Source organism: Anoxybacillus tepidamans PS2 (assembly GCF_000620165.1).
GTDB classification, from domain to species: Bacteria; Bacillota; Bacilli; order Bacillales; family Anoxybacillaceae; genus Anoxybacteroides; species Anoxybacteroides tepidamans_A.
The window spans coordinates 458,993-483,498 of sequence record NZ_JHVN01000001.1 but is presented as its reverse complement, the minus strand read 5'-3'; the positions used below and the strand labels follow the sequence as shown (position 1 = coordinate 483,498).

At 41.7% G+C, this 24,506-nt stretch carries 21 protein-coding genes; 18 read left to right on the top strand and 3 right to left on the bottom strand.

What is annotated here, in order from left to right:
• The first annotated feature begins 127 nt into the window (after positions 1–127).
• The 10 genes from N667_RS0102600 (at position 128) to N667_RS0102555 (ending at position 10,243) form a co-directional block, all read left to right on the top strand.
• On the top strand, positions 128–1,414 hold the full coding sequence (locus N667_RS0102600; protein ID WP_027408122.1) for an adenylosuccinate synthase: 1,287 nt from the start codon (positions 128–130) through the stop codon (positions 1,412–1,414).
• A gap of 165 nt (positions 1,415–1,579) precedes the next feature.
• A complete protein-coding gene (yycF, locus tag N667_RS0102595) occupies positions 1,580–2,293 on the top strand; it encodes a response regulator YycF (RefSeq protein ID WP_027408121.1) in 714 nt (237 codons plus the stop codon).
• 10 nt (positions 2,294–2,303) lie between these two features.
• On the top strand, positions 2,304–4,133 hold the full coding sequence (gene walK, locus N667_RS0102590) for a cell wall metabolism sensor histidine kinase WalK (RefSeq protein ID WP_027408120.1): 1,830 nt from the start codon (positions 2,304–2,306) through the stop codon (positions 4,131–4,133).
• Positions 4,114–5,460 (top strand): YycH family regulatory protein, encoded by a 1,347-nt coding sequence (locus tag N667_RS0102585; protein ID WP_027408119.1) that lies wholly within the window; start codon positions 4,114–4,116, stop codon positions 5,458–5,460. The genes walK and N667_RS0102585 overlap by 20 nt, the downstream gene beginning before the upstream one ends.
• The gene (locus tag N667_RS0102580; protein WP_027408118.1) at positions 5,447–6,232 is read left to right on the top strand and encodes a two-component system regulatory protein YycI; all 786 of its coding nucleotides are present in this window, start codon (positions 5,447–5,449) and stop codon (positions 6,230–6,232) included. The genes N667_RS0102585 and N667_RS0102580 overlap by 14 nt, the downstream gene beginning before the upstream one ends.
• A gap of 8 nt (positions 6,233–6,240) precedes the next feature.
• Positions 6,241–7,029 (top strand): MBL fold metallo-hydrolase, encoded by a 789-nt coding sequence (locus tag N667_RS0102575; RefSeq protein ID WP_027408117.1) that lies wholly within the window; start codon positions 6,241–6,243, stop codon positions 7,027–7,029.
• Between the two features lie 113 nt (positions 7,030–7,142).
• Positions 7,143–8,378, top strand: coding sequence for a S1C family serine protease (locus tag N667_RS0102570; protein ID WP_027408116.1), 1,236 nt, complete (start codon positions 7,143–7,145; stop codon positions 8,376–8,378).
• A 105-nt stretch (positions 8,379–8,483) separates the two neighbouring features.
• Positions 8,484–8,639, top strand: a complete 156-nt coding sequence (locus tag N667_RS19270) for a CxxH/CxxC protein (protein ID WP_084278810.1) — start codon at positions 8,484–8,486, stop codon at positions 8,637–8,639.
• A gap of 83 nt (positions 8,640–8,722) precedes the next feature.
• Positions 8,723–9,202: a 23S rRNA (pseudouridine(1915)-N(3))-methyltransferase RlmH gene (rlmH, locus tag N667_RS0102560; RefSeq protein ID WP_027408115.1), complete on the top strand. Its 480-nt coding sequence runs from the start codon at positions 8,723–8,725 to the stop codon at positions 9,200–9,202.
• Positions 9,203–9,343: 141 nt separating this feature from the next.
• A complete protein-coding gene (locus N667_RS0102555; RefSeq protein ID WP_027408114.1) occupies positions 9,344–10,243 on the top strand; it encodes a PhzF family phenazine biosynthesis protein in 900 nt (299 codons plus the stop codon).
• On the opposite strand, the gene N667_RS0102550 is transcribed toward N667_RS0102555, so the two are convergent.
• Positions 10,209–11,084, bottom strand: coding sequence for a LysR family transcriptional regulator (locus N667_RS0102550; protein WP_027408113.1), 876 nt, complete (start codon positions 11,082–11,084; stop codon positions 10,209–10,211). The genes N667_RS0102555 and N667_RS0102550 overlap by 35 nt on opposite strands.
• 466 nt (positions 11,085–11,550) lie before the next feature.
• Between N667_RS0102550 and N667_RS0102545 the strand changes: the two genes are divergently transcribed.
• The 4 genes from N667_RS0102545 (at position 11,551) to N667_RS0102525 (ending at position 15,907) form a co-directional block, all read left to right on the top strand.
• Positions 11,551–12,570, top strand: coding sequence for an ATP-binding cassette domain-containing protein (locus tag N667_RS0102545; RefSeq protein WP_051529928.1), 1,020 nt, complete (start codon positions 11,551–11,553; stop codon positions 12,568–12,570).
• Entirely contained in the window at positions 12,567–13,379 is an 813-nt protein-coding gene (locus N667_RS0102540) for an ABC transporter permease (protein WP_027408111.1), read from the top strand. The genes N667_RS0102545 and N667_RS0102540 overlap by 4 nt, the downstream gene beginning before the upstream one ends.
• A 336-nt stretch (positions 13,380–13,715) precedes the next feature.
• Positions 13,716–14,801, top strand: coding sequence for a DUF1611 domain-containing protein (locus tag N667_RS0102530; protein ID WP_027408109.1), 1,086 nt, complete (start codon positions 13,716–13,718; stop codon positions 14,799–14,801).
• The gene (locus N667_RS0102525) at positions 14,798–15,907 is read left to right on the top strand and encodes an alanine/ornithine racemase family PLP-dependent enzyme (protein WP_051529927.1); all 1,110 of its coding nucleotides are present in this window, start codon (positions 14,798–14,800) and stop codon (positions 15,905–15,907) included. Before N667_RS0102530 ends, N667_RS0102525 begins: the two co-directional genes overlap by 4 nt.
• A gap of 159 nt (positions 15,908–16,066) precedes the next feature.
• Here N667_RS0102525 and N667_RS0102520 read toward each other — a convergent pair whose 3' ends face one another.
• On the bottom strand, positions 16,067–17,293 hold the full coding sequence (locus N667_RS0102520) for a GGDEF domain-containing protein (RefSeq protein WP_027408107.1): 1,227 nt from the start codon (positions 17,291–17,293) through the stop codon (positions 16,067–16,069).
• A gap of 426 nt (positions 17,294–17,719) precedes the next feature.
• On the opposite strand from N667_RS0102520, the gene N667_RS0102515 reads away from it, so the two are divergent.
• Positions 17,720–18,862 (top strand): glycerate kinase, encoded by a 1,143-nt coding sequence (locus N667_RS0102515; protein ID WP_027408106.1) that lies wholly within the window; start codon positions 17,720–17,722, stop codon positions 18,860–18,862.
• Between the two features lie 54 nt (positions 18,863–18,916).
• Positions 18,917–19,390 (top strand): alanine:cation symporter family protein, encoded by a 474-nt coding sequence (locus tag N667_RS19715; RefSeq protein ID WP_156936077.1) that lies wholly within the window; start codon positions 18,917–18,919, stop codon positions 19,388–19,390.
• 65 nt (positions 19,391–19,455) lie between these two features.
• Here the strand turns inward: N667_RS19715 and N667_RS0102505 are convergent, their stop codons facing one another.
• Positions 19,456–20,985 carry an FAD-dependent oxidoreductase gene (locus N667_RS0102505; protein WP_027408105.1) on the bottom strand — a complete coding sequence of 510 codons (1,530 nt, stop codon included), beginning with the start codon at positions 20,983–20,985 and terminating at the stop codon, positions 19,456–19,458.
• A 197-nt stretch (positions 20,986–21,182) separates the two neighbouring features.
• Here N667_RS0102505 and N667_RS0102500 point away from each other — a divergent pair, with 197 nt between their 5' ends.
• Positions 21,183–22,553 carry an ATP-binding protein gene (locus N667_RS0102500; RefSeq protein WP_027408104.1) on the top strand — a complete coding sequence of 457 codons (1,371 nt, stop codon included), beginning with the start codon at positions 21,183–21,185 and terminating at the stop codon, positions 22,551–22,553.
• A gap of 652 nt (positions 22,554–23,205) precedes the next feature.
• Positions 23,206–24,420: a branched-chain amino acid ABC transporter substrate-binding protein gene (locus N667_RS0102495; RefSeq protein ID WP_027408103.1), complete on the top strand. Its 1,215-nt coding sequence runs from the start codon at positions 23,206–23,208 to the stop codon at positions 24,418–24,420.
• Positions 24,421–24,506: the final 86 nt, after the last annotated feature.

Below are 24,506 nucleotides of genomic sequence, written 5' to 3'. Positions count from 1 at the left end.
TTTTATAAACTCTTGAAACGAATAAAAATACTAAACAATGTATTTAATGTTCGTGTTTCATTGACTCTACTAACTAAAAGTGCTACACTAACTATGTTTATAATTAGGTAAAGCGGAGGTGCTCGTCATGTCTTCAGTAGTCGTCGTGGGGACGCAGTGGGGAGATGAAGGAAAAGGAAAAATTACGGACTTCTTATCCGAAAATGCGGAAGTAATCGCAAGATATCAAGGTGGAAATAACGCAGGACACACCATTGTGTTTAACGGGGAAAAATATAAGCTGCACCTCATTCCATCAGGGATTTTCTATAAAGATAAAATATGCGTCATCGGCAACGGGATGGTTGTTGATCCAAAGGCGCTTGTAGCAGAATTGAAATATTTACATGAGCGGGGCGTTTCGACGGATAATTTACGAATTAGCAACCGCGCCCACGTTATTTTGCCGTACCACCTAAAATTGGACGAGGTGGAAGAAGAACGAAAAGGCGCAAACAAAATTGGCACGACAAAAAAAGGAATTGGCCCGGCTTACATGGATAAAGCGGCCCGCATCGGCATTCGCATTGCCGATTTGTTAGACCGGGAAGTATTTGAAGAAAAACTTGCGCGCAACTTGCAAGAGAAAAACATGCTCTTTGAAAAAGTATACGGTGTTGAAGGATTTAAATTAGAGGATATTTTTGAAGAGTATTACGGATACGGCCAACAGATTGCCCAATACGTTTGCGATACGTCAGTCGTTCTAAATAATGCTTTGGATGAAGGCCGACGTGTATTATTTGAAGGGGCACAAGGCGTCATGCTTGATATTGACCAAGGCACTTATCCGTTCGTTACTTCGTCGAATCCAGTTGCTGGCGGCGTTACGATTGGTTCGGGGGTTGGACCAACTAAAATTAAGCATGTTGTTGGGGTGGCGAAAGCTTATACGACGCGCGTCGGAGACGGTCCGTTCCCAACAGAATTGCATAATGAAATTGGTCACCGTATTCGCGAGGTTGGACGTGAATATGGAACGACGACAGGTCGCCCGCGCCGCGTCGGCTGGTTTGACAGCGTGGTTGTCCGCCATGCCCGCCGGGTGAGCGGAATTACCGATTTATCGTTAAATTCGATTGATGTATTGACCGGAATTGAAACGTTAAAAATTTGCGTCGCTTATCGTTATAAAGGACAAATTATAGAGGAATTCCCGGCAAGTTTAAAAGTCCTGGCAGAATGTGAGCCTGTATATGAAGAACTTCCAGGCTGGACGGAAGATATTACAGGCGTGAAAAGCTTGGATGAACTGCCAGCTAACGCCCGCCATTATGTAGAACGTATTTCCCAATTAACAGGCATCCCACTGTCCATTTTCTCTGTCGGTCCAGATCGCTCGCAAACAAATGTCGTTCGCAGCGTGTACGCTTAATCACGATGACGAAAAGCATAGATACGGACATGTATCTATGCTTTTTCGTTTGCCTATCAATTGGCAATGGGTAATAAGTGAATTCCCGTAGATAACATGATACATTATTAATATGGGTCTTTTCTTTGGAATGAATCCATTGATAAAGAAAGGATGTGAACTTTTATGGAAAAACGAATTCTAGTCGTTGATGATGAAAAACCAATTGCAGATATTTTACAGTTTAATTTACAGAGGGAAGGCTATGAAGTTATTTGTGCATACGACGGAGTAGAAGCACTACAAAAAGTGGAGGAAATTGTTCCGGACCTTATTTTACTTGATATTATGCTTCCGCAAAAAGATGGAATGGAAGTATGCAGAGAGGTGCGGAAAAAGTACGATATGCCAATTATTATGTTGACAGCCAAAGATTCAGAGATTGATAAAGTGCTTGGATTAGAGTTAGGAGCCGATGATTACGTTACAAAACCATTTAGTACAAGGGAACTGTTAGCACGTGTAAAAGCGAATTTACGCCGACACCAACCGAATGCAGGCGCTCAAGAAGATGAGGAAAATGACATGAGCGAAATTACAATTGGATCGCTCGTCATTCGCCCCGATGCATACGTTGTCTTGAAAAGAGGAGAAACGATTGAGTTAACACACCGTGAGTTTGAATTGCTTCACTATTTAGCTAAACATATCGGACAAGTGATGACAAGGGAGCATTTATTACAAACAGTGTGGGGATATGATTATTATGGGGATGTCCGTACAGTCGATGTTACCGTTCGCCGCTTACGAGAAAAAATCGAGGATAATCCTTCATACCCGACTTGGATTGTGACAAGGCGGGGCGTAGGTTACTATTTGCGCAATCCGGAACAGGAGTAAAAGAGGCAACATGAAAAAAGTAGGACCATTTCGTTCAATTCACTTTAAGTTTGTGCTTATTTATGTTCTATTAATTCTTGTGGCGATGCAGATTATTGGGGTGTACTTTGTAAGAGAGCTGGAAACTCAGCTCGTCCAAAACTTTAAAAATTCTTTAAATGAAAGAGTGACCTTGCTTGCCTATAATGTAGAGCAAGCGATGAATAAGGATCGTGACTCAAAAAGCCCAACATTAGAAGAAGAGATACGCTCTCTTTTGCATGACTTCGTTTCGCAAGATATTTCGGAAGTGCGAGTCATTGATGATAAAAGTAAAGTGCTTGCAACATCCAATCCTTATATGCAAAACATTGTAGGAAAACGAACGACCGAAATTTTTGTAAAGCGAGCGCTTGTTACTGGAGAGATGGTTGATCGGATGTTCATTGACCGGAAAACAGGTCATCGCATATATATTTCCGCAACACCAATCAAGGTCAATGGAGAAATTAAAGGTGCGATTTATGTCATCGCATCGATGGAAAATGTATTTTCGCAGATGAAACAAATCAACACCATTTTTGCAACGGGAACTGGAATTGCTCTTGCAATTACAGCTGTTTTAGGTGTTTTTCTCTCCCGGACGATTACCCGCCCAATTTCCGATATGAGAAAGCAAGCGCTAGCAATGACCAAAGGCAATTTTTCTCGAAAAGTAAAAGTATATGGGTATGACGAAATTGGCCAATTAGCAATGACATTTAATAATTTGACAAAAAAGTTACAGGAAGCGCAGGCAACAACAGAGGGGGAACGGCGCAAATTGGCACTTGTGCTCGCTCATATGACTGATGGTGTCATTGCCACTGATCGACGCGGAAGAATCATTTTAATTAATGATGCCGCGTTGAATATTTTGAATGTTTCACGTGAAACAGTTCTAGAAAGTTCAATTATCGATGTACTTGGGCTAGAAGAGCAATACACATTTGAGACGTTAATTGAGGAGCCGGATTCTCTTATTTTAGACTTTAGTACGGATGAGGAATTATACGTTTTGCGCGCCTCGCTGTCTGTGATTCAGAAAGAAACCGGCTTTGTGAACGGCTTAATTGTTGTATTGCACGATATTACCGAACAAGAAAAGATTGACCAGGAGCGGAGAGAATTTGTAGCAAATGTTTCACACGAACTACGAACGCCGTTAACCACGATGAAAAGTTATTTAGAAGCGCTTGGAGAAGGATTATGGAGGGATGAGAACATCGCCCCGCGCTTTATTGAAGTTACTCAAACGGAAACAGAAAGGATGATCCGATTAGTCAATGATTTATTGCAGCTTTCAAAATTAGATAGCAAAGATTACAAACTCAATAAATCATGGGTCAACTTTTCACGATATTTCCATAAGGTCATTGACCGTTTTGAATTAACAAAAAATGAAAACATAAAGTTTATCCGAAAAATTCCTGAAGAAGCCATTTTTATTGAAATTGATGAAGATAAAATTACACAAGTGCTTGATAATATCATTTCAAATGCGCTGAAATATTCACCGCAAGGGGGAAACATCACGTTTCGTGCCAAGGAATTAAGTGATGAAATTTTGGTAAGTGTCACAGACGAAGGGGTAGGTATTCCAAAATCAGAGTTGGCTAAAGTATTTGATCGTTTTTATCGTGTCGATAAGGCAAGATCGCGCAAGCTGGGAGGAACGGGATTAGGATTGGCAATTGCAAAAGAGGTGGTTGTAGCTCACGGAGGGAGAATTTGGGCGAAAAGCCAAGAACATAAGGGAACAACAATTTTCTTTACATTACCGCTTGAGCGGATTCAAGAGGATGACTGGGATGAAGTATGAAACAGCGAAAACGATCATTTTAACGTTTTTAGTGTTAACAAGCATTGTTTTCACATGGGGACTATGGACTTACCACCCAAAATATGATGTCATTCCGAACGATCAATATGTGCAAAACGTCTCCGTCAGCAATTCCCAAGTCGACACATCTATGATTGTTCGCCCTTCGCAAATACTTATTCATAAAAACGGGAATCATTATGGAATGGTTGAAGAAGCGGATGTAAATAAGTTATTAAAAGAAATGAAAAGGTGGACGTTTGATGATTTTGAGAACATTTCGTCCACCGTTTCGAAACAGAACTTTTTATCTTTTATTCATGGAAAAGGAAAAATAGAAATTATTTATTCTGATGAAATTCCAATGAATATTTATCAAGACCTTTTTCGGATTGATGATAAAGTTCTTGATAGCCTAACCTTTGATACAATTATTGTCCCCGTTGAAAAACGGCAAAAATTTGTTGCTTATTTTGTTTCGGTTAACCATCGAAAAATATATAAAGCTACAGTGAGTGGTGCTTCATTAGGGGGAATTGAGCAATTTTATGAAAAAGCCGAAAAATTCCCTCGTTACTTCGCTTATAATGTGAGTGAAACAAAATCCATTTTCCTTCCGGAAAAGGAAGTGACTATGAGACGTCTGCAGTATTATACGGATGAATTAGATCCAGATAAATTCAAAGAAGCATTATTTAGCGATCCGAGTTTTGTAAAAAAAGACACATTAACATTTGGTGAAGAATATACGGACGGGTCAAGGTTAATGGATGTGGACTTTTTGCAGAAATTATTGTTGTATGTGAACCCAGCAGCGGGAAGTTCAATAAGTCAATCAAATGAGGAAAGTTCGTCATTAATTCAAAAGAGTATTGATTTTGTAAATGGACATGGCGGATGGACCGATGTTTATCGCTTTGCAGAGTGGAATCGCGATTTGCGGAAAGTTGTGTTTCGACTTGTTGTGAATAATCATCCGGTGTTTAATAATTATGGAATGTCGGAAATCGTTCAAATATGGGGAACCAATGAGATTAATAAATATCAGCGACCGTTATTTAGGCTAGAAATCCCAGATCGTGTGAGTGTGCAAACAACACTATTGTCCGGTCAACAGGTCGTTCAGCAATTGGAGAAGATGAGAGGGTTTAAGAAGGAACTTGTCAATGGCATTACTTTAGGATACGAACTTGTCAAGGATCAAGAAAGAGAAAAAGTAGTTATTCTAGAACCGGCATGGTTTTGTTTGTATGGCGGAGCGTGGAAAAAAATTTCTATCAAAGATACAGACGAGATTCGAGGAGGGAATGCAATTGGACTGGAATAAGACAAAGACGATCTTTATTATTACCTTCCTCATCCTCGATCTCTTTTTAGGCTATCAGCTTATGCAAAAACGAAATAGCAGCCAACTGGACGTCATTTTAGAGGCAACTATTGAAGAACAGCTAGAAGCAAATGGAATTACGTATGTCGAGATACCGAAAGAAATTACAAAAGCATCATATGTAAGCGGAAAAAGCAAAATTTTTTCACATGCAGACATTCAAAAATTGAAAAATCAGAAAGTAGCTGCGAGCGATCAGCCGATTTTACAAGCTACATTTGTCCATCCAATTCCACTTGCGAACTTTAGGGATCCCGACAGTTTGAATGAATTTTTGCGTCAAAACATTATTCATGGAAAAGATTATGAATTTTGGATGTTTGATGAAAAAAAGCGGACGATTATTTGTTTTCAGAAATATGATCAAAAAATGATTTATAATAATGCAAGTAGTATGTTATTGTTGCGTTTGAACGAAAGAGATGAAGTTGTTTCTTATAAGCAGACAATGTTATATGATTTGGAGAAATATGACAAAAAGCAAGATATTATCCCTGCGATCAAAGCTATTGAAACGCTATATAAGAAAGACTATTTAAAACCAGGTGACCGAGTTACGACGATTGAATTGGGGTATTACGCGCTTGTTCATTTTACCGCTTCACAAGTGCTAACCCCTACATGGCACATTGTTGTAAATGGAAAGAAAGATTATTTTATTCATGCATTTGAAGGACAATTTATTAACGATGAAGGAAATGCGTTGGAGTGAATGAGATGATGCAGTTTAGCGTCCTTGCAAGTGGCAGTACAGGAAATGCTTTTTATGTAGAAACAGATACACATCGTTTGCTTGTGGACGCTGGATTGAGTGGCAAGCAAATGGAGCAGCTTTTTCAGCAAATTGATCGTCAGTTAAATGAACTAACTGGAATTCTAGTAACGCATGAACATAGCGATCATATCAAAGGATTAGGAACTATCGCTAGAAAGTATCAGTTGCCTATTTATGCGAACGAAAAAACATGGAAAGCAATGGAAAGATTGATTGGGGATATTCCAACCGATCAGAAATTCGTGTTTCCTTTAGGAACGGTTCGATCATTTGGCGATTTAGATGTTGAGTCGTTCGGCGTATCCCATGATGCGGCGGAGCCAATGTTTTATGTATTTCACCATAAAGGAAAAAAGCTCGTATTAATTACAGATACGGGATATGTGAGCGATAGGATGAAGGGCATTATTAAGCATGCTGATGTGTTTGTATTTGAGAGTAATCATGATGTAGAAATGCTTCGCATGGGCCGCTATCCTTGGAGTATTAAGAGGCGCATTTTGAGCGATGTCGGCCACGTATCGAACGAGGATGCTGCCTTAGCGCTAGCTGATGTAATTGGGGATCAGACGAAGCGAATTTATTTAGCGCATTTGAGTCAAGATAATAACATGAAAGAGCTAGCGCGAATGACAGTCGAGCAAACGTTGTCAAGCAAGGGATTTGAAGTTGGACAACAATTTGATATTTATGATACCGACCCGAAAATCCCAACGGGGTTAATGTATGTTTAGCTGATGTTTGGGAAGGATGGGCAGTATGTTAAAACGGGCTATCAGCATCAACAGGTATCCTCGTTTGATGGTAGAGCACGACCTTTTATAGTGAAAGGATTGGTGAGTCGCGCATGGGATATTACGACGATCATTACGAACAATACCGACGAAAGCAAAAAGGAAATCGTGGGGGCACATTTTTGTCAGGACTCGTTGGGGCGATTTTAGGTGCATTATTAGTGACATTTTCCATTCCAACCCTTTCGAGATGGGACGTTCTCCCATATCATATTACCCCAAAAGACGATGAACAGGCAGAAACGGGGGAAACGCAGACAACAAAGCAGCACCCGGCTGTTCAAGAAAATGTATCGGTCAACGTTACTTCCCAAGTTACCGAGGCAATTAAAAAAGCATCTGATGCCGTGGTTGGTGTCGTTAATATTCAAGAAGCAAGTTTTTGGTCGGAAGGTGACGAAGGCGGCGAAGCTGGCACAGGTTCAGGAGTTGTTTATAAAAAAGCCAATGGGAAAGCATTCATTGTAACAAATCATCACGTTGTCGAAAACGCAAGCCAATTAGAAGTAAGCTTGAAAGACGGAACAAGGGTGCCCGCCAACTTATTAGGAAGCGACGCGCTGACCGATTTAGCCGTACTTGAAATCGATGCAAAACATGTTGGAAAAGTGGCGGAGTTTGGTAATTCAGATGCTATTAAGTTAGGAGAGCCGGTCGTAGCCATCGGAAATCCGCTTGGTTTACAATTTGCGGGATCTGTGACACAAGGCATTATCTCTGGAAAAAACCGAACAATTGAGATCGATGTAGATCAAGATGGATTACCGGATTGGAATGCAGAAGTATTGCAGACCGATGCAGCTATTAATCCAGGGAATAGCGGCGGAGCTCTTGTTAATATAGAGGGACAGGTTATCGGCATCAATTCGATGAAAATTGCCCAAGAGGCGGTAGAAGGCATCGGATTTGCCATTCCAATCAATGCAGCGCGCCCTATTATAGCTGATTTAGAAAAATACGGGCAAGTACGCCGTCCTTATATGGGGGTTGAGCTTCGTTCTTTAAGCGATATTTCTTCCTATCATTTGCAGGAGACTTTACATCTGCCGAAAGATGTAACGGGGGGAGTCGCAATTATTCAAGTGAGACCAGGCTCTCCAGCAGCCCAAGCAGGTTTAAAACAATTTGATGTGATTGTTGCGTTAGATGGGCAAAAAATTTCAAACGTGCTCGATCTTAGAAAGTATTTATATACAAAGAAAGCGATTGGCGATGAAATGGAAGTAACGTTTTACCGTGATGGTCGAAAAGCGAAAGTGACCATGAAACTGGCAAAAGAGTCGCTCTAAAATAATAACTGTACAATTCAAACAGTGTGGATAAAATAAAAACCGGGAGTGGACCGATGCGCTCCTGGTTTTCTTTGTCCACAAGAGGATAAGGGAGGGAGACATATGTTTATCTGTTGTGAGGAGCATATTGAATTGGCCATCGATATGTATGTGGATGAAATCGAGCGGGCACCTGAAATTATACATATACCTGTGGATAAACAAGAGAAGAAGTGTCAATTTTGTCAAAAACAAGGCGTATATGTGGTAGGGAACTAATGTTTTTACACAATATGTGGACATGTGTTGTGAATATGTGGATAAGTATTGTTGATATAATGTTTGTAAAGTGGGGATGATTTGTGCATATTTTGATTATTTCTGTTGGTAAGTTAAAAGAAAAATATTTGAAACAAGGAATCGATGAGTACATAAAAAGATTGTCGGCGTATGCAAAAGTAGAAATCGTCGAGGTTGCTGATGAAAAAGCACCCGAGCATCTGAGCGAGCAGGAAATGAAACAAGTGAAAGAAAAAGAAGGAGAGCGTATATTGGCGAAAATTCCAAATGATGCATACGTCGTCGTTCTAGCGATTGAAGGGAAGATGAAGTCGTCTGAGGAGTTTGCAGCTAGCTTAGATCAGCTTGCTACTTATGGAAAAAGTAAAATTGCTTTTGTTATTGGCGGCTCGCTTGGCCTTAGCCAGCAAGTGATGCAACGTGCGAATGAATCGCTTTCGTTTTCAAAAATGACATTCCCGCATCAGCTTATGCGACTTATTCTTCTTGAACAAATTTATCGGGCGTTCCGTATTAATCGGGGGGAACCGTATCATAAATAGGGACAAAAAAGGAATGGTTTAAATACGCAAAGCACGGGTATAACCTCTAGTTATCACTCGATAACAAAGATGTATTTCATGTTGACATGCCTAATACGGTATGATGACAAGTGAACACGGTTAGAAAGGAGAACAATTTCCATGAAGCAAATTCCTGTATACCACGTGGATTCGTTTACAAACAAACCATTCGGAGGGAACCCTGCCGGTGTAGTTATTGATGAAGTCGGATTGGATGATCAAGTTATGCAAAACATCGCTCGGGAACTGAATTTATCAGAGACGGCGTTTTTGTTTCGAACCGATGAGGGAGCAACGGATTTCCGTGTGCGGTATTTCACTCCAACTACAGAAATCGACTTTTGTGGTCATGCAACCGTAGCATCTGCTTGGATCTTAGCTACTGAATACGGTTGGGCAGATAAAGCGAATAAAGTTGTTTTCGAAACGAACAATGGACCTGTGCCGGTAGAATGGACAAAACAGGATAAAAACCTAGAAGCTGTTACGATGACATTGGTTGCGCCAAAGGTACGTGACGCAAAGCTGAGTATAAACGAAGCGGCAAGAATGGTAGGTATTCCTGTCGAAGAAGTAGATGATCGCTATCCCATTCGGGAAGCGTTTGCGGGAAACTGGCATCTGCTCATCCCCGTCAAATCTCGGGCAGCCATTGATGCAGCACAACCACAACTTGACGATCTCGATGTAGCTAATCGGGCCAGTGGGATTAGTACCACGCACCTCTTCACTTTTGATGCGAAAGAAGGGTATGACCTCTATACCCGTGATTTCGCTCCGGCCGTAGGAATTGCGGAGGATCCTGTTACGGGCGCTGCGAATGGGGCATTGACCGGCTACCTATACTTGGAAGGCATTCTCGAACCAAACCGTAGCCATCAACTAATTATTGGTCAAGGGGATGCGATCGGTCGCCCTGGAACATTATTTGCCGAGATTGAGCCATCTACCCCTGCACCGGTGATTCGTATCGGTGGAAGAGCGGTTAAGACAATTGCGGGGGTGCTTCATTTGGGATAAAGGGGAGCATTGAGAATTCTTCCATCAATCGGTTGAAAATAGCATCGGATCGAGCAAGCAAATGAATACTGCGCCTGAAATACTGATTTTCAATCGGTTTATAGACGATCTGACGATGCGTGATACTGGAAGCCATCATTTTTGGAATAAATGCAATTCCCTCGAGGCTCACGGCATATGCCAGTAGTGATTCAAACAGGCCATGAACCAACGTAATTTTCGGTTTTAGTCCCAACTTACGAAACTCTAGTTCAAAGTATTCTCTGCTGTCACAAGCTGTTTGTTGCAAGATAACGTTCGTTTGGTTGAAATGAGTCAAACGAATCTCCGTTTGTTGGGAGAGCGGGTGCCCGATCGGAACGGCTGCCAGATACGTTTCTTCAAATAATAGCGCTTGACGCATCGTTCCCAATTGAGGTCGATCCTGAACAATGGCGGCATCCGCTTCTCCTGCTTCCATCAACTTTATCAGTTCTGCACTCGTGTTTTTAATAATTGGTGTCAGGTTCAAAAATGTCAAACGAGAAACCAATTCCGGAAGATAGTATGTCCCAATGCTCGGGAGTACGCCCAGACGAATTTCTTTTGGTTCCGCAAATGCTCTTAAAATGGCATCTAATTGGTTAACCAAGGGAGTCAACTGTTGATACAACTGTGCCCCTTTTTCTGTCAACTGCACCCCATTTGATGTTCGCTCGAACAAGGTGATTTGTAGTTGGTTCTCCAACAAAGCGATTTGTTTGCTTAATGCCGGTTGCGAGACATACATGGCCTTTGCGGCTTTCGAGAAGCTCTTAAGCTTGGCCGCAGCAAGAAAATAACGTAGCTGTTGTAGGTTCATCCATCCCCACCTCAATACTCGCAGTTGTTCCTTTCATTATACACTTCCCGTTTGTGTGTTTCAAAAAAGTAAGGGCGAAGGAGCTTTTAAAATAGAGGTAAGAAATAACTTCAACACAAAGTCGAGGTATTTAACAGATATCATCCACATCAAACGAATGCTAATGGATGAGTGAAGTGACTGTACGAATGGAGATATTTTAACATATTCTCCGAGAAGTCTCCCACCTCTAAACAAGGACAGATGGAAGAGATTCATTCAGGTATAAATTAGAACCCTTGTACCGATAGGTATCGTCCGTCAAAGTTTATTATATGCTTTTTGATTATGAATTCATGGTCTCCCTTCGGTCATTATGGTTTCGTTGAACAGGCTCTTAAAAAGATATTCATTGATGCATTGTTCATATTCCGTTCATAAACATGTGCTACCATTGCCATATACAAAGTTTGGAGGGGGTCTTGGAATGAAACGTTTATATCAAACGGTGCCGACCGGTTGCGATTGGGCCGTGGAGGCACAAGGACTTGTCAAAACGTTCGGCGACCATCGAGCGGTGGATGGCGTCCATTTAAAGGTGCGCACCGGTACGATCTATGCGGTGCTTGGGCCAAATGGAGCGGGCAAGACCACAACGATCCGCATGTTGACGACCTTATTGCGTCCGGATGACGGTTCGGCGCGTATCTTTGGATACGACGTGGTGAAAGAGTCGCATATCGTGCGTCAATTGATCGGTGTGACCGGTCAATACGCGTCGGTCGACGAGTCGCTTAGTGCGATCGAGAATTTGGTCATTTTTTCCCGTTTGTTAGGAATGGGACGTAAAGAGGCGCGGCAAAGGGCAGAAGAGCTGTTGGAGGAATTCAGTTTAACCGAAGCTGCCAACCGTCCATTGAAAAATTTCTCCGGAGGTATGCGTCGCCGTCTGGATTTGGCCGCCAGCCTCATCGCGCAGCCGCCGCTCATTTTCCTAGACGAGCCGACGACAGGGCTCGATCCGCGCACGCGCAATCAAATGTGGGAGACTATCCGGAAGTTAGTCAATCACGGATCGACGGTGCTGTTAACAACACAGTACTTACAAGAGGCGGACGAACTGGCGGATCGGATCGCAGTGATTGACCGCGGCAAAGTCGTTGCCGAGGGGACGGCCGATGAGCTGAAAGCGTCAGTGGGGAACTCGTCATTACAGTTGAAGATTCAACATTCTTATGATATGGAGAGAGCGCGTCAGATCGTTGAACAGGTGCTGAAAGTCCGGTCTAATACATCAACAGAGACAGGGAGGATCACAGCCCCAATGACGGAAGCCGACAGAGTCACCGATCTGCTGATCGCTCTTCGCGAGGCGGGAATCCACTTGGCCGAGCTCAGTGTCCAAAAGCCAACCCTCGATGAGGTGTTCCTCACGATTACGGGTCATGGTGTGAAAAAAGATACTGCAGTGGATTCATCGAGTGCAGTAGAGGAGGTCAGAGTATGAAAAATATTTCGAATCTAACGGTGGGCCGTGAACTGAAAAATCGAGCGAGTGTAGGTCAAGCGGTGCATCATTCATTGGTAATGGCCTACCGGAGTTTGTTAAAAATGCGGCGTACACCCGAGCAATTTTTTGATGTTATGCTTCAGCCGATTCTCTTTACTCTCATGTTTACTTACATTTTTGGCGGGGCGATTTCAGGGAATGTGCATAATTATTTGCCAATTATCATTCCTGGCATTCTCGTGCAGACGGTGATTGGAACATCTGTTATCTCTGGCGTCCAGCTGCGCGAAGATATGGACAAAGGCGTGTTTGACCGATTCAAGTCGTTGCCGATTGCGCGAATCGCGGCGCTGGCGGGAGCGCTATTGGCGGACACTGTTCGGTATACGATTGCGACCACGCTGACGTTCTTGATGGGGTATCTTATGGGATATCGCCCTGACGGAGGTTTAGGGCACGTTGTGATCGCCGCCCTTTTTGTGATTGGATGTTCTTGGGCGATCAGCTGGATTTTCGCTTTCTTTGGTGTGGTGGGACGAACGGCATCCAGCGTGCAAGGAATCTCGATGCTGATCCTGTTTCCTCTGACCTTTCTCTCGAACGCTTTTGTACCGGTCGAGACGATGCCTGATTGGCTTCAATGGTTGGCGAAGATCAATCCGGTCTCGCATATGATAACGGCTGTTCGAGATTTGACGAATGCAGGAACGATGGGCCAAGATTTCGCACTCTCTTTGATTGGAGCAGCGGTCATTGTCGCCATCTTTGCGCCTCTGACGGTACGTGTATATATGCGCCGGGCATGAAGGTTCGAGACGATTTTTATGGCTATTTTTTAACATGAGCTTTTCCCACCTCTAAACGGAGTGTAGGTGGGAGAAGTTCATTGGGTGTCGCTCTTCTTATGCAATTAGCAATAGACCAAGAAGCAATAAATTTCACATATTTCCGTAATTTTATTATAATTATTAATAGAACGGTCTTTTTCTACATTTCATTCATCCACTATAAACATAAATGCCTCTTTCACAAAGAACATCTTTTCTTTCTCAAAGTGATTATGTTGCTTTGAGAAGCTGATCAGGTGTTCTTTTTCATGGAGAAAAATTGATTTCACATTAAAAAATGGAGGGAGTTTCTTGATGAAGAAATATGCCATTATTTATTGTGAAAATCAATTTGGGTCCATGGACGGAAAAACCGCAAACGGACTGATTCGCAATTCAGGAATGTACGAGATTACGGCAGTCATCGATAGCACAAAAGCCGGACAGGATTCAGGAGAGTTTTTAGATCAAAAAAGAAACGGCATTCCGATTTGTAGAAATCTTCAAGACGCCATTGCCTCTTCAAAAGCCAAGCCAAATTATTTTATCCTTGGGATTGCTCCAGCCAATGCATTCCTGCAAAAAGAAGAACGAGAAGTGATTATTCAAGCAATGGAAGCTGGAATGAACATCATCAATCCGCTTCAAGAATTTCTTACAGACGACGAAGAAATGATGCGAATTGCGAAACGATGCGGCGTTGAGATTCGTGACGTCCGCAAGCCGAGACCGAAAAAAGAATGGACATTGTTTACCGGGCGAATACTCGACATTAAAACGCCTATCATTGCTGTTCTTGGCACGGATGGGGCTTGCGGAAAAAGAACCACTGCTATGATCATTGATAAAGGGTTGCAAGAAAGAGGCTATCGAACCGCTTTTATTGCCACAGGGCAGACAGGACTCATTCAAGGAGCTTCTTACGGTTTTGCTATGGACGCTTTTCCGCTTCAGTATATGATTGGAGAGTTAGAGAGAGAGATTGTGAGAGCAAATGAAACAGAGCAGCCTGATATCATTATTGTGGAAGGACAAGGTGCATTAAGCCATCCCGCTTATGTGAGTTCGTGCGGCATTTTGAAGGGAGCAAGACCTAAAGCTGTTATTTTGCAGCATCCGCCGAAACGAAAGGTGTTAGGGGATTTTCCTTTTATGAAAATGCCGACAGTTGAAAGCGAAATCGATTTGATTGAACATTTTGGTCAAACGAAAGTGATTGCTATTACGTTAAACCATGAAGGGATGTCCGATTATGAACTGCAAAGAACGATCGCTGAGTACGAGCGGAAGTTTTATTTGCCGGTTACTGATGTTTTAAAAATGGGGCCTGATAAAGTCATCAATCGTATTATTGAATACTTCCCATCTTTGCAAGAAAAATCAGGGGTGGCTATCGGATGAAAGAAATCACCCCGAGAGTTGAAATTGATTTAAGGAAAATTCGGCACAATGCTGAAATGCTTAAAAAACTACATGAAGAGAAAGGAATTCAAGTGACCGGAGTGGTGAAAGGAGTCGGCGCTAGCCTTGAGATTGCTAAAGTTTTAATTGATAGCGGCATTACTAGTTTGGCAGATACGAATATTTCTCGCATTAAAAAGATGAGAATGGCCGGCTTAAAAGCAACGTTCATTTTATTACGCACGCCTGCGCTAAGTGAAGTCGGGCAAGTCGTTCAGTTTGCTGATATTAGCATGAACACCGAACTGGAAGTGATTCGAGCGTTGTCAGCGGAGGCGGTAAAACAATGTAAGGTCCATTCGCTCATTTTAATGGTCGAAATGGGCGATTTACGCGAAGGCATTATGATTCAGGACCTTCCGGCTTTTATTGAAGAAGTTTTAAAACTGCCCGGGATTCAAATCGCAGGAATTGGTACCAACTTTGCTTGTTTTGGCGGAGTGATTCCGACCGAACAAAAGATGCGCGAATTTTCCACTCTCGCAAGGAATATGCAGAAGCGGTTTTCTTTGATATTTCCTTATGTTTCAGGGGGCAATTCAGCCAACTACCAATGGCTGAAAAATACAAAAGATGTAGGAGCGATTAATCATGTTCGCCTTGGAGAGTCGATCTTTTTGGGACGAGAAACGGTGCATGGAGCACCTATTCCGGGCCTATATCAAGACGCATTCTGTCTAGTGGCGGAAGTGATTGAATCGAAATTAAAGCCATCCGTCCCTTTTGGCGATCGAGGAAGAAATGCGTTTGGTGAAACGGTATCTTTTAAGGAACGCGGAGTGATTCGGCGAGCCATTGTCGCGATGGGACGGCAGGATGTACTAGTGAGCGGCTTAAGGCCACTTTTGCCCGTTGAGATACTAGGCTCAAGCAGTGACCATATTATTCTTGATGCGAAAAATGTAGATTTAAAACCTGGTGATGAGATCAACTTTTCTCTTGACTATGGGGCGATGATGTCTGTTATGACATCGCCTTATGTATACAGGAAGTATTTACACACTGATGAAAAAGACGATAGTTCAACCAAAAAGACCCCCGCATAAGTACATTGCGTATTTTTAGTATCCCCCGAGAAGTCTCCCACCTCTAAATGGAATGTAGGAGGGGGAGGTTCATATGACTACTAAAAAATCCTTACCCACATGGTAAGGATTTTTTGTTATTTCTTCAAACAAATTATACAGCGCCTTGTTTTGTACATCCTATCCGCATTTGGCCGCCACTTTATTTTTTCCGCTGCTTTTCGCCTGTAATAATAGCTGGTCAGCATATACATACGCTTTTTCGATCGAAATAGCTCCACCTGTTTGAAAAAAGTATAAGCCGAATGAGGATGTGTATGTAACAAGACATTCTTTATTTCCGTATTCGGCCAATACGAAACTATTGCGGATGGCCTGCAAAATCGTTTCTACGAGCTGGACGCTTTCTTCGAATGAGCGATGGCGCAAAAATATTGTAAACTCCTCACCGCCGCTGCGAAATAGAAAGTCTTCCTCGCGTAGAAAGCGTCGCAAAGTCGAAGCAAAGTGTCGAATTACTTGGTCGCCGACTGCGTGGTTATATGTATCATTAATTGTTTTAAAATTATCGATATCTGCGACGATAACGCCCATCCATTCTTTTTTGTCATTTAACTCAGCAATTTTTTTATCCATAAAAGCACGGTTATGGACACCGGTAAGAAAATCGGTATAGGCCATTTTTTCAAATTGGTCGCGCTCGGCTTTATGTTGAATACTTTGCGATTTGGAGAAAAAAGAGTGGCTGACGAAATAATTGAGCAAAAACAAGCTAATAAGCATATCCCAACGTTGTTCCTGCAAAAAGATGAAAAGAAGGCCGTTAGTGAGCGCCACTTTTCCCATATCAAACAGGCTTCTCGTTTTAATAAAATCGATTGCTTCCTGCCATGTCTGAATGTCGCCAATTGCACGAAACACGGCAATTAAGCAAATGTCGCTTAATAACGAAACAAACACTATTAACAAAAGCAGGAGCAACCAAAAGCCAAATGGAATGCGGTCAAACAAAGGATCAAGAGCATGATACAAGTAGAATGCTAAGGAGTTAGAGGTAACAAAAGCGCCGATGTTATACGTAGTATGGAGCCATTCATCGGGCTCTGCTGTTTTTAAGTATTTTTTGGTAACATGCTCAGTTAAGCGGAATAATGTTTCAAACAGCAGTAAGCCAAGCGGTCCAGCAAATAGCGCAAACGATAAACTATAGTTGATGCCATAATCGATCGGGACGTTGCTTTTTGTTTTTTCTACAACGCGCAAATGGCTGTATAGACTAGAAAATAACCAATACAGGGCCAAGGCGATTATGTACGTGCTATCTGGAATAAAAGGCCATGAACAAACAGCAATAATCACTGCGATGAACAAAATGGTAAAAATAATGTTTTGTGCTCTTAATAGCATCTCTACTTTCTCTCCTATTGCCTGACCTCTGACAGCTAGAGGAACAGCAAAATCTTATTTGACAGCAATCTCCGCCATGGGAGAAAAAACGAAATAGTTAAAGATAAGGCTCTAATAGAAATTTAACGTGGATCGATAATTCATTTTGTTGTGTTGAACTAGAGTGGTAAAGAGAATGTTCTACTTGAGAACAAAATGTTGTGCCGTTTATTTTAATTATAATTATAGCGCTATTTCAGGGGATGAAAATAGGATAAGTCGCAAATATTTTTCTTTCTTTATAACTTTTCCATTTTTATCATAGAAGTATGCAAATAAAAGCGTTTTGTAACAGTTGCGGTTTTTTCGAGGCAATATGGGCATATTTGGTTTGTAATGTAGATAGATGTTTTATTTTTTACTTCGAAAAAGTGGAAGGTGAGAACAATGAAAATTGTGATTGCACCCGATTCATTTAAGGAAAGTTTATCTGCCCGCGAAGTAGCTATCGCGATTGAAACAGGATTTCGCGACATATTTCCCGAGGCGGAGTATATTACCATTCCTATGGCTGATGGAGGGGAAGGGACAGTCCAAACACTTGTTGACGCGACAGATGGCACGATGATCGAAAAGAAGGTAACGGGGCCTTTGGGCGAGCCTGTTGATGCTTTTTTCGGACTGCTCGGCGGCGGTAGCACAGCGGTTATTGAGATGGCGGCCGCCTCAGGGCTGCATCTAGTCCCGCGCGAGAAACGAAATCCGCTCACTACGACAACAAGAGGAACAGGTGAGCTCATTCAGGCGGCCCTTGACTATGGAGTCAAACATATCATTATCGGTATTGGAGGAAGTGCGACAAATGATGGAGGAGCGGGGATGGTGCAGGCGCTTGGCGCGCGTTTGTTAGATAGGCATGGAAAGGAAATTGAACCTGGCGGTGGGAGCTTAGGCGAGCTTGCTTCTATCGATCTTTCCCTGCTTGATCAACGATTACGGAAAGTAAAAATTGAAGTGGCTTGCGATGTCACGAATCCCTTAACTGGAGAGAGAGGAGCATCGGTCGTATTTGGACCACAGAAAGGAGCAACGCCGCAAATGGTGCGGCGTCTGGATGACAATTTACGGCACTATGCAGATATAGTCGAACAGGCGACAGGAAAACGCGTGCGTAATGTTCCGGGCGCTGGGGCGGCAGGAGGACTTGGCGCCGCTTTGTTAGCTTTTTTAGATGCCGATCTAAAGCCGGGTATCGATATTGTTTTGAAAACGGTCCAATTTGAACAACGAGTCAAGGGAGCGTCTCTTGTTATTACCGGTGAAGGGCGTATTGATGGTCAAACAGCATATGGGAAAACGCCCATCGGTGTCGCGAAAGCAGCAAAAAAATATGGTGTTCCGGTCATTGCTTTAGCTGGGACATTGTCAGACGACAGCGACATCGTTTTAATGCATGGAATCGATGCTCTATATAGTGTCGTGCCAGGCGTTATTCCGTTGGACAAAGCGTTTGAACACGCCCGATATTATATTGAAAAAACAGCAAAAAATATTGCAGCAACATGTAGAATTGGTATGAACATCGGTTAAAACATTCATGAAATCGAATATGTTTTATAATTATTACTCATCCAAATATAGAAAATATATTTTGTAATATTCAATTTCATTATTATTACAAAAAAATATTTTTGTTGCTGTTACGTTATTTTTCTTTGCCTTTCTACTATCATAGCCTATTATTCTTATTACGCGAAAAAAGAATATAAGGCTGCTTTCATACACATTAAAAAACATTATTTTGGTTATGGTTTTTACAGGAGTGTCAAAACAGCCGAACTATGGGCGCTTGGTAATATTAGTGTCGGGAGTATGACGGAGCTTAATATGATTGCTATTCGCCTCTTAGCTATCCCAGCGCTGCGAATATTTAAAGATGGTGAAAATCGGGGAAAGGCGGAAAAGAATCCAATGCTTGATTCCGTAAAAATGGGAATCGATAATGCTGAGTTTTGGGAAAAGGAATGTAAATCATTGGAGAAGTCGCTACAGGACCTATCGTTGTATAACGGCTTCAGCAGTGAGAAACAAACAGAGGACGTCCCGAAAGCTAGGTGAGGGATGTCCTCTGTTGCTATATGCATGAGATAAAGCTTTCTAGCTGTTCCTAAGTTATTTGTTCGTTATTGTAGGGATTGGTCTTCGATTTTTTTTAGCGGTTGCTTTGCTGGGCCTTCAATAACGTCCCCGCATACTGAGAAACGGGAGCCGTGGCAAGGGCAATCCCATGTCCGATCACCGCTATTCCATTCTAACTCACATCCCATATGAGTACATGTCGTATCGACAATAGATAATGTCCCGTTTTCATCTTTGTAGGCGCCGGCACGTCTCCCATTGACGACAACAACCGCTCCCTCGCCGTTTGACAGGTCTTCCGGTGTCCGTACGACTGTCTCAGTCTTTCCTTTGATGAGATGTTTCGCGACATCAAAATTTTGCGTAATGAAATGCTGAATGCTTGGATCAGCATAAAATCGCGAAGGCGTATAAAGGTCGCGATATTGGTTGTCCCGGCCCATGATGAGATCGGTTAATAATAGACCCGCGACAGTTCCGTTTGTCATACCCCATTTTCGATACCCTGTCGCGACATAGATGTTGCGAGTGTTGGCCGTCATATTTCCGATGTATGGGACTTTGTCCAATGTTATTAAATCCTGTGCTGACCAGCGGTAAGGGATGGACGTAACGGAAAACGTATTTAATGCAAACGATTGCAGTGCTTCGTAATGTTGAATGGTTGGTACACCTTGTCCCGTTTTATGATTTTCACCGCTCACTAAGATCAGTTTTTCGCCATCTATTGTTGCGGCATAGCGAATGGATCGTTTTGGATCGTCGGCACTTAAATACATGCCGCCAGGATAGCTTCCATCAATTTTCACCCCAAGTACATACGAACGTTCTGCATACATTCTCGAAAAATAAAATCCGCCATCATAAAATGGAAAATGGGAACAGATGACGAGATGTTCGCATGCGATGCGCTTTTTATTGCGAGTGATGACAGTTAATGTGTTCCCTTGTTCGACATCCCGCGCTGGGGTATGTTCGTAAATCATTCCACCGTTTTCTGTAATTTCTTTCACCATATGTACCAGATATTTTAACGGATGGAATTGCGCTTGCTGTTTCATGACGATCGCTGCTTTTACTGGAATGGAAAGCGGAATCGTTTCAACAAAAGCACCGTTAATGCCAAGTTTTTCATAAGCTTTCCATTCGTTAATAAGCTTGTTCAAGGATGTTGAAGAATTGGCGTATATGTAAGCATCTTCTTCCAGCCAATCGCAATCGATTTGTTGTTCTGTCACGATCGTTTTAATAAAATGTAATGCCTCTGTGCAAGCTGTGTAATACAGCTTGGCTTTTTCCTCGCCGAGGTGATGGATAAACTCATCATAAATCAAGTCGTGTTGGGCGGTAATTTTTGCCGTCGTATGGCCTGTTGTTCCGTTTAGAAGTTGATCGGCTTCGATAATTGCAACTTTTAACCCCTCTTTTGCAAGCAGATAGGCAGTGGTGATGCCAGAAATGCCTCCACCGACAATGGCCACGTCAACATGAATATCTTCTGTTAACGTTGGAAACGACGGGAGTGAGACCGATGTTCGCCAATAAGGTTCAACAGATACAGGGAGAGATTGCACGATTTTTACCTCCTATTCATCTTCATCTAAGTTATATACATAAATTTCCTTAAAATAAAAAAATTATCCGCTCTCTATATGAATATTTTGATTTTCTTTTGTTTGCTATTATCCGCAAGGAACAGGAAAGGTGATAAAATAAAAATCATAAGAAAGCGGTTTTGTTTTTATAAAATAATACAAGAGGGAGATTGGAAGTGAATAAATATACAAACGTTTCAGATAGTCATTCAATGATATTGACGGATAATTTAATTCTGGAACATTACGGATTAAACGAATTGAGCTTCGAATCAGTGAACCATTATCGTGAAAAATTTGCCGCAGCAAAGCCACACCATCCTTGGAATGGGCTTGAGACGAAAGAATTTTTATACAAAATTGGTGCATGGGGAAAGCTAAGAAACAGCAGTAAAGAAGGCGTTACGGTTGCGGGATTACTTATGTTTAGCGAAGAGAGGATCATTACAGAGGTATTGCCGCAGTATTTTCTTGAATATCGAGAAAATAGGGGTGATTTTGAAGGAAACAGTTGGACCAAGCGATTTACTTCCCAGGATGGGACATGGTCGGGAAACGTGTATGATTTTTATTTTAAGGTAATGGCTCATATAGCTGAAGACCGTAACTCTTTACAATCGGCATTACATGAAGCAGTCATCAATACATTAGTTCATGCTGATTATTCGGGAGAAGGCGGCATTGTGATTGAAAAAGAACAAAATATCATTCGATTTTCGAACCCTGGATTGCTACGTACTTCATCTGATGCCGTATTTTCTGGGGGAATGAGTCATTTACGCAATCCGAATTTATTTAAAATGTTTATTTTAATCGGCCTTTGTAAGCGGGCAGGATCAGGATTGAAATACATTAAAGCAGCGTGGGAAGAGCATCATTGGAAACCACCGGAATTTTCTGAGCATCAAAGTCCAGAAAGAACCATTTTTACATTAATGTTTTTTCCAGATGAAACTGCTGCATCACATGAAACAGATTACGAGCATCCTGTAATACAGTTTGAAAACGACGAAATCGATGAATGGATCAATCAGGACATAGACAACTCCGTAAATAACAAGATTAACTTAATAAATAACGAAATTAACTCTATAAATAACAATCTAAACTCCATAAATAGAGAGGGAATCTCCGTAAATAACGACCCTAACTCCGTGAATAAACAGACCAACTCCGTAAATAACAAGATTAAGTCCGTAAATAAAGAGGTTAACTCCGTAAATAAACGGACTAACTCCTTAAATAAGCAACATGATACACATACAACCTTAAATAATGAGGAGATCGACGAACAACTATGGAGTATTGCAGAGTTAGCCCGTAAGAAAAAACGTCTGCATCCAGCTGTAATGGAGCAAATCATTCTACAGCTTTGTTCAAAAAGGCCACTTATGCTAAAAGAGTTGGCACATCTGTTAGAAAGAACGTCAGATGGATTGAGAAACAATTATTTAGCTAAACTGTTAGAGGAAGAGAAAATTCAATTAAAATATCCGGATCAGCCGAACCATCCGAAACAAGCGTATATGGCAAAACAAGATCTATGATTTATGAAAACGTGTTGGGTTATTCGAAATGTAAAAATTACCAATATATTTATGGAACAAGGCTAGATCCAACCTACAGCTGACCTAATCTATGTAGTTGATGTATTATTTTTGACGTGTGCCTATATTTATTGCATGTAAATACTAGCTGCGAAAAGGCGAGCCGTTTCAAGAACGGCTTGCTTTTTCTTTTTTATATAAAGGAAAGCGACAGTTTCAGTAAATGTGCATTAGTTAAGCTCCAAAAGATCTTTTGTAGCAAGTACTAGATAGAATACCGCATGGAAAAGTTTCCACAACAAAACCATCCTCATTATGAAATGGTAGGGAGAGAAAAAAGATAGACGTGTTACTGGGACTATTGGTTTATATGGAATTTTTTAAATTAAATGGAAGGAAGAATGATGAAAAAAGATCATATCAACATTTATAATAGAAAAATATTTAGTAAATTTTGTAAGAATAATATTTCGAATATCGAAATATTACAAGAATAATGTGCTGTGGATGCGTGTTTTTCGGGTTTACAAAAAGAATTTTGCCGAAAAAAGTTTTTTCCAGTAAAAAAATAAAGCTTGTGTATTTCGAGAATTCATATTATATTTTTCTTAAAATAAAAAAAATTTTTAAAAGTGAAAAAAGGGGGATACGAATGGTCCTAAAGAAAACGTTTTCTATTTTAGCAACAACGACACTAGCAGTCGGTTTGTTGGCAGGATGTTCTGGAGGACAAAAGGAACAAAATGCTAGCAACGGAGGCGGTGGAGGTAACGGAGGTGGCAACGTAATTAAAATTGCGACACAAACGCCACTTTCCGGTGGAAGTGCAACGTTGGGCGAATCTATTAAGTTGGGTGCTCAGCTTGCGTTAGAAGAACAAAAAGCGAATTTTGAAAAACTTGGTTTTAAGCTAGAACTTGTTCCTTATGATGATCAAGGCGACCCGAAAAAAGGGGTAGCAAACGCTCAACTTATTGGAGCAGATAAACAAATCCTAGGTGTAGTTGGGCACTTAAACTCTGGCGTAGCGATTCCTTCGTCAGAAATTTATGAAAAATACAGCATCCCTATGGTTTCGCCAGCAAACACGGCTACAGAAGTCACAGACCGTGGCTTGAAAACTGTAAACCGTATTTGTGCCCGCGATGATTTCCAAGGACCAGCGGGAGCAAAATTCGCTATCGAGAAACTTGGGGCGAAGAAAATCTTCATCATTCAAGATAAAACTGCATACGGTTCTGGTTTGGCAGAAGCGTTCAAAAAAGGTGCTGAAGACCTAGGCGCTCAAATCGTAGGTTTTGAGGGAATTACTATCGGCGAGAAAGACTTTAACGGAGTTCTAAACCAAGTATTAGCGAAAAAGCCTGACCTTGTATACTTCGGCGGTCTATACACAGAAGGCGGCTTATTGATCAAACAAGCGCGCGACAAAGGCATTAACGTGCCAATTATGGGCGGCGATGGCCTAGACTCTTCAACGCTTGTTCAAATTGCGGGAGATGCTGTGAAAAATACGTATATGACATCAGCAGCTGGTCTCACAACAGCAACGGATGCAGGAAAGCAATTTGCCGAGAAATATAAGCAAAAATTCGGTAAAGAAATCGAGTCTTACTCTGCTTACGGTTATGACTCAATGGGCGTATTGCTAAAAGGTATTGAAGAAGCGATCAAGGCAAATGGAAACAAACTTCCTACACGCCAACAAGCGGCTGAGGGAGTGCGTAAAGTACAAGACTACCAAGGTGTTGTAACAAAAGTAAGCTTTGATGAAAAAGGCGACAATAAATATGCGAAAATCTACATCTACAAGTTTGATGAAGCAAAATATCCAGCTAAGTTAGAGGACGAAGTAAGCAAACAATAATGAAAGAGGAAGGAAAAGGGTATGACAGGTTTGCCGTACCCTTTTCTTAAGTCAACATTTCGCGCCTAGCTTGGTTTCTTCATGGA

Coding starts and splice junctions, on each gene's coding strand:
- N667_RS19270 (WP_084278810.1), top strand. CDS start 8,484: ATGTTTATCTGTTGTGAGGAGCATATTGAATTGGCCATCGATATGTAT.
- N667_RS0102525 (WP_051529927.1), top strand. CDS start 14,798: ATGAAAGAAATCACCCCGAGAGTTGAAATTGATTTAAGGAAAATTCGG.
- N667_RS0102570 (WP_027408116.1), top strand. CDS start 7,143: ATGGGATATTACGACGATCATTACGAACAATACCGACGAAAGCAAAAA.
- N667_RS0102550 (WP_027408113.1), bottom strand. CDS start 11,084: ATGAACCTACAACAGCTACGTTATTTTCTTGCTGCGGCCAAGCTTAAG.
- yycF (WP_027408121.1), top strand. CDS start 1,580: ATGGAAAAACGAATTCTAGTCGTTGATGATGAAAAACCAATTGCAGAT.
- N667_RS0102600 (WP_027408122.1), top strand. CDS start 128: ATGTCTTCAGTAGTCGTCGTGGGGACGCAGTGGGGAGATGAAGGAAAA.
- N667_RS0102555 (WP_027408114.1), top strand. CDS start 9,344: ATGAAGCAAATTCCTGTATACCACGTGGATTCGTTTACAAACAAACCA.
- N667_RS0102540 (WP_027408111.1), top strand. CDS start 12,567: ATGAAAAATATTTCGAATCTAACGGTGGGCCGTGAACTGAAAAATCGA.
- N667_RS0102585 (WP_027408119.1), top strand. CDS start 4,114: ATGACTGGGATGAAGTATGAAACAGCGAAAACGATCATTTTAACGTTT.
- N667_RS0102520 (WP_027408107.1), bottom strand. CDS start 17,293: ATGCTATTAAGAGCACAAAACATTATTTTTACCATTTTGTTCATCGCA.
- N667_RS0102515 (WP_027408106.1), top strand. CDS start 17,720: ATGAAAATTGTGATTGCACCCGATTCATTTAAGGAAAGTTTATCTGCC.
- walK (WP_027408120.1), top strand. CDS start 2,304: ATGAAAAAAGTAGGACCATTTCGTTCAATTCACTTTAAGTTTGTGCTT.
- N667_RS0102495 (WP_027408103.1), top strand. CDS start 23,206: ATGGTCCTAAAGAAAACGTTTTCTATTTTAGCAACAACGACACTAGCA.
- N667_RS0102575 (WP_027408117.1), top strand. CDS start 6,241: ATGCAGTTTAGCGTCCTTGCAAGTGGCAGTACAGGAAATGCTTTTTAT.
- N667_RS0102530 (WP_027408109.1), top strand. CDS start 13,716: ATGAAGAAATATGCCATTATTTATTGTGAAAATCAATTTGGGTCCATG.
- N667_RS0102545 (WP_051529928.1), top strand. CDS start 11,551: ATGAAACGTTTATATCAAACGGTGCCGACCGGTTGCGATTGGGCCGTG.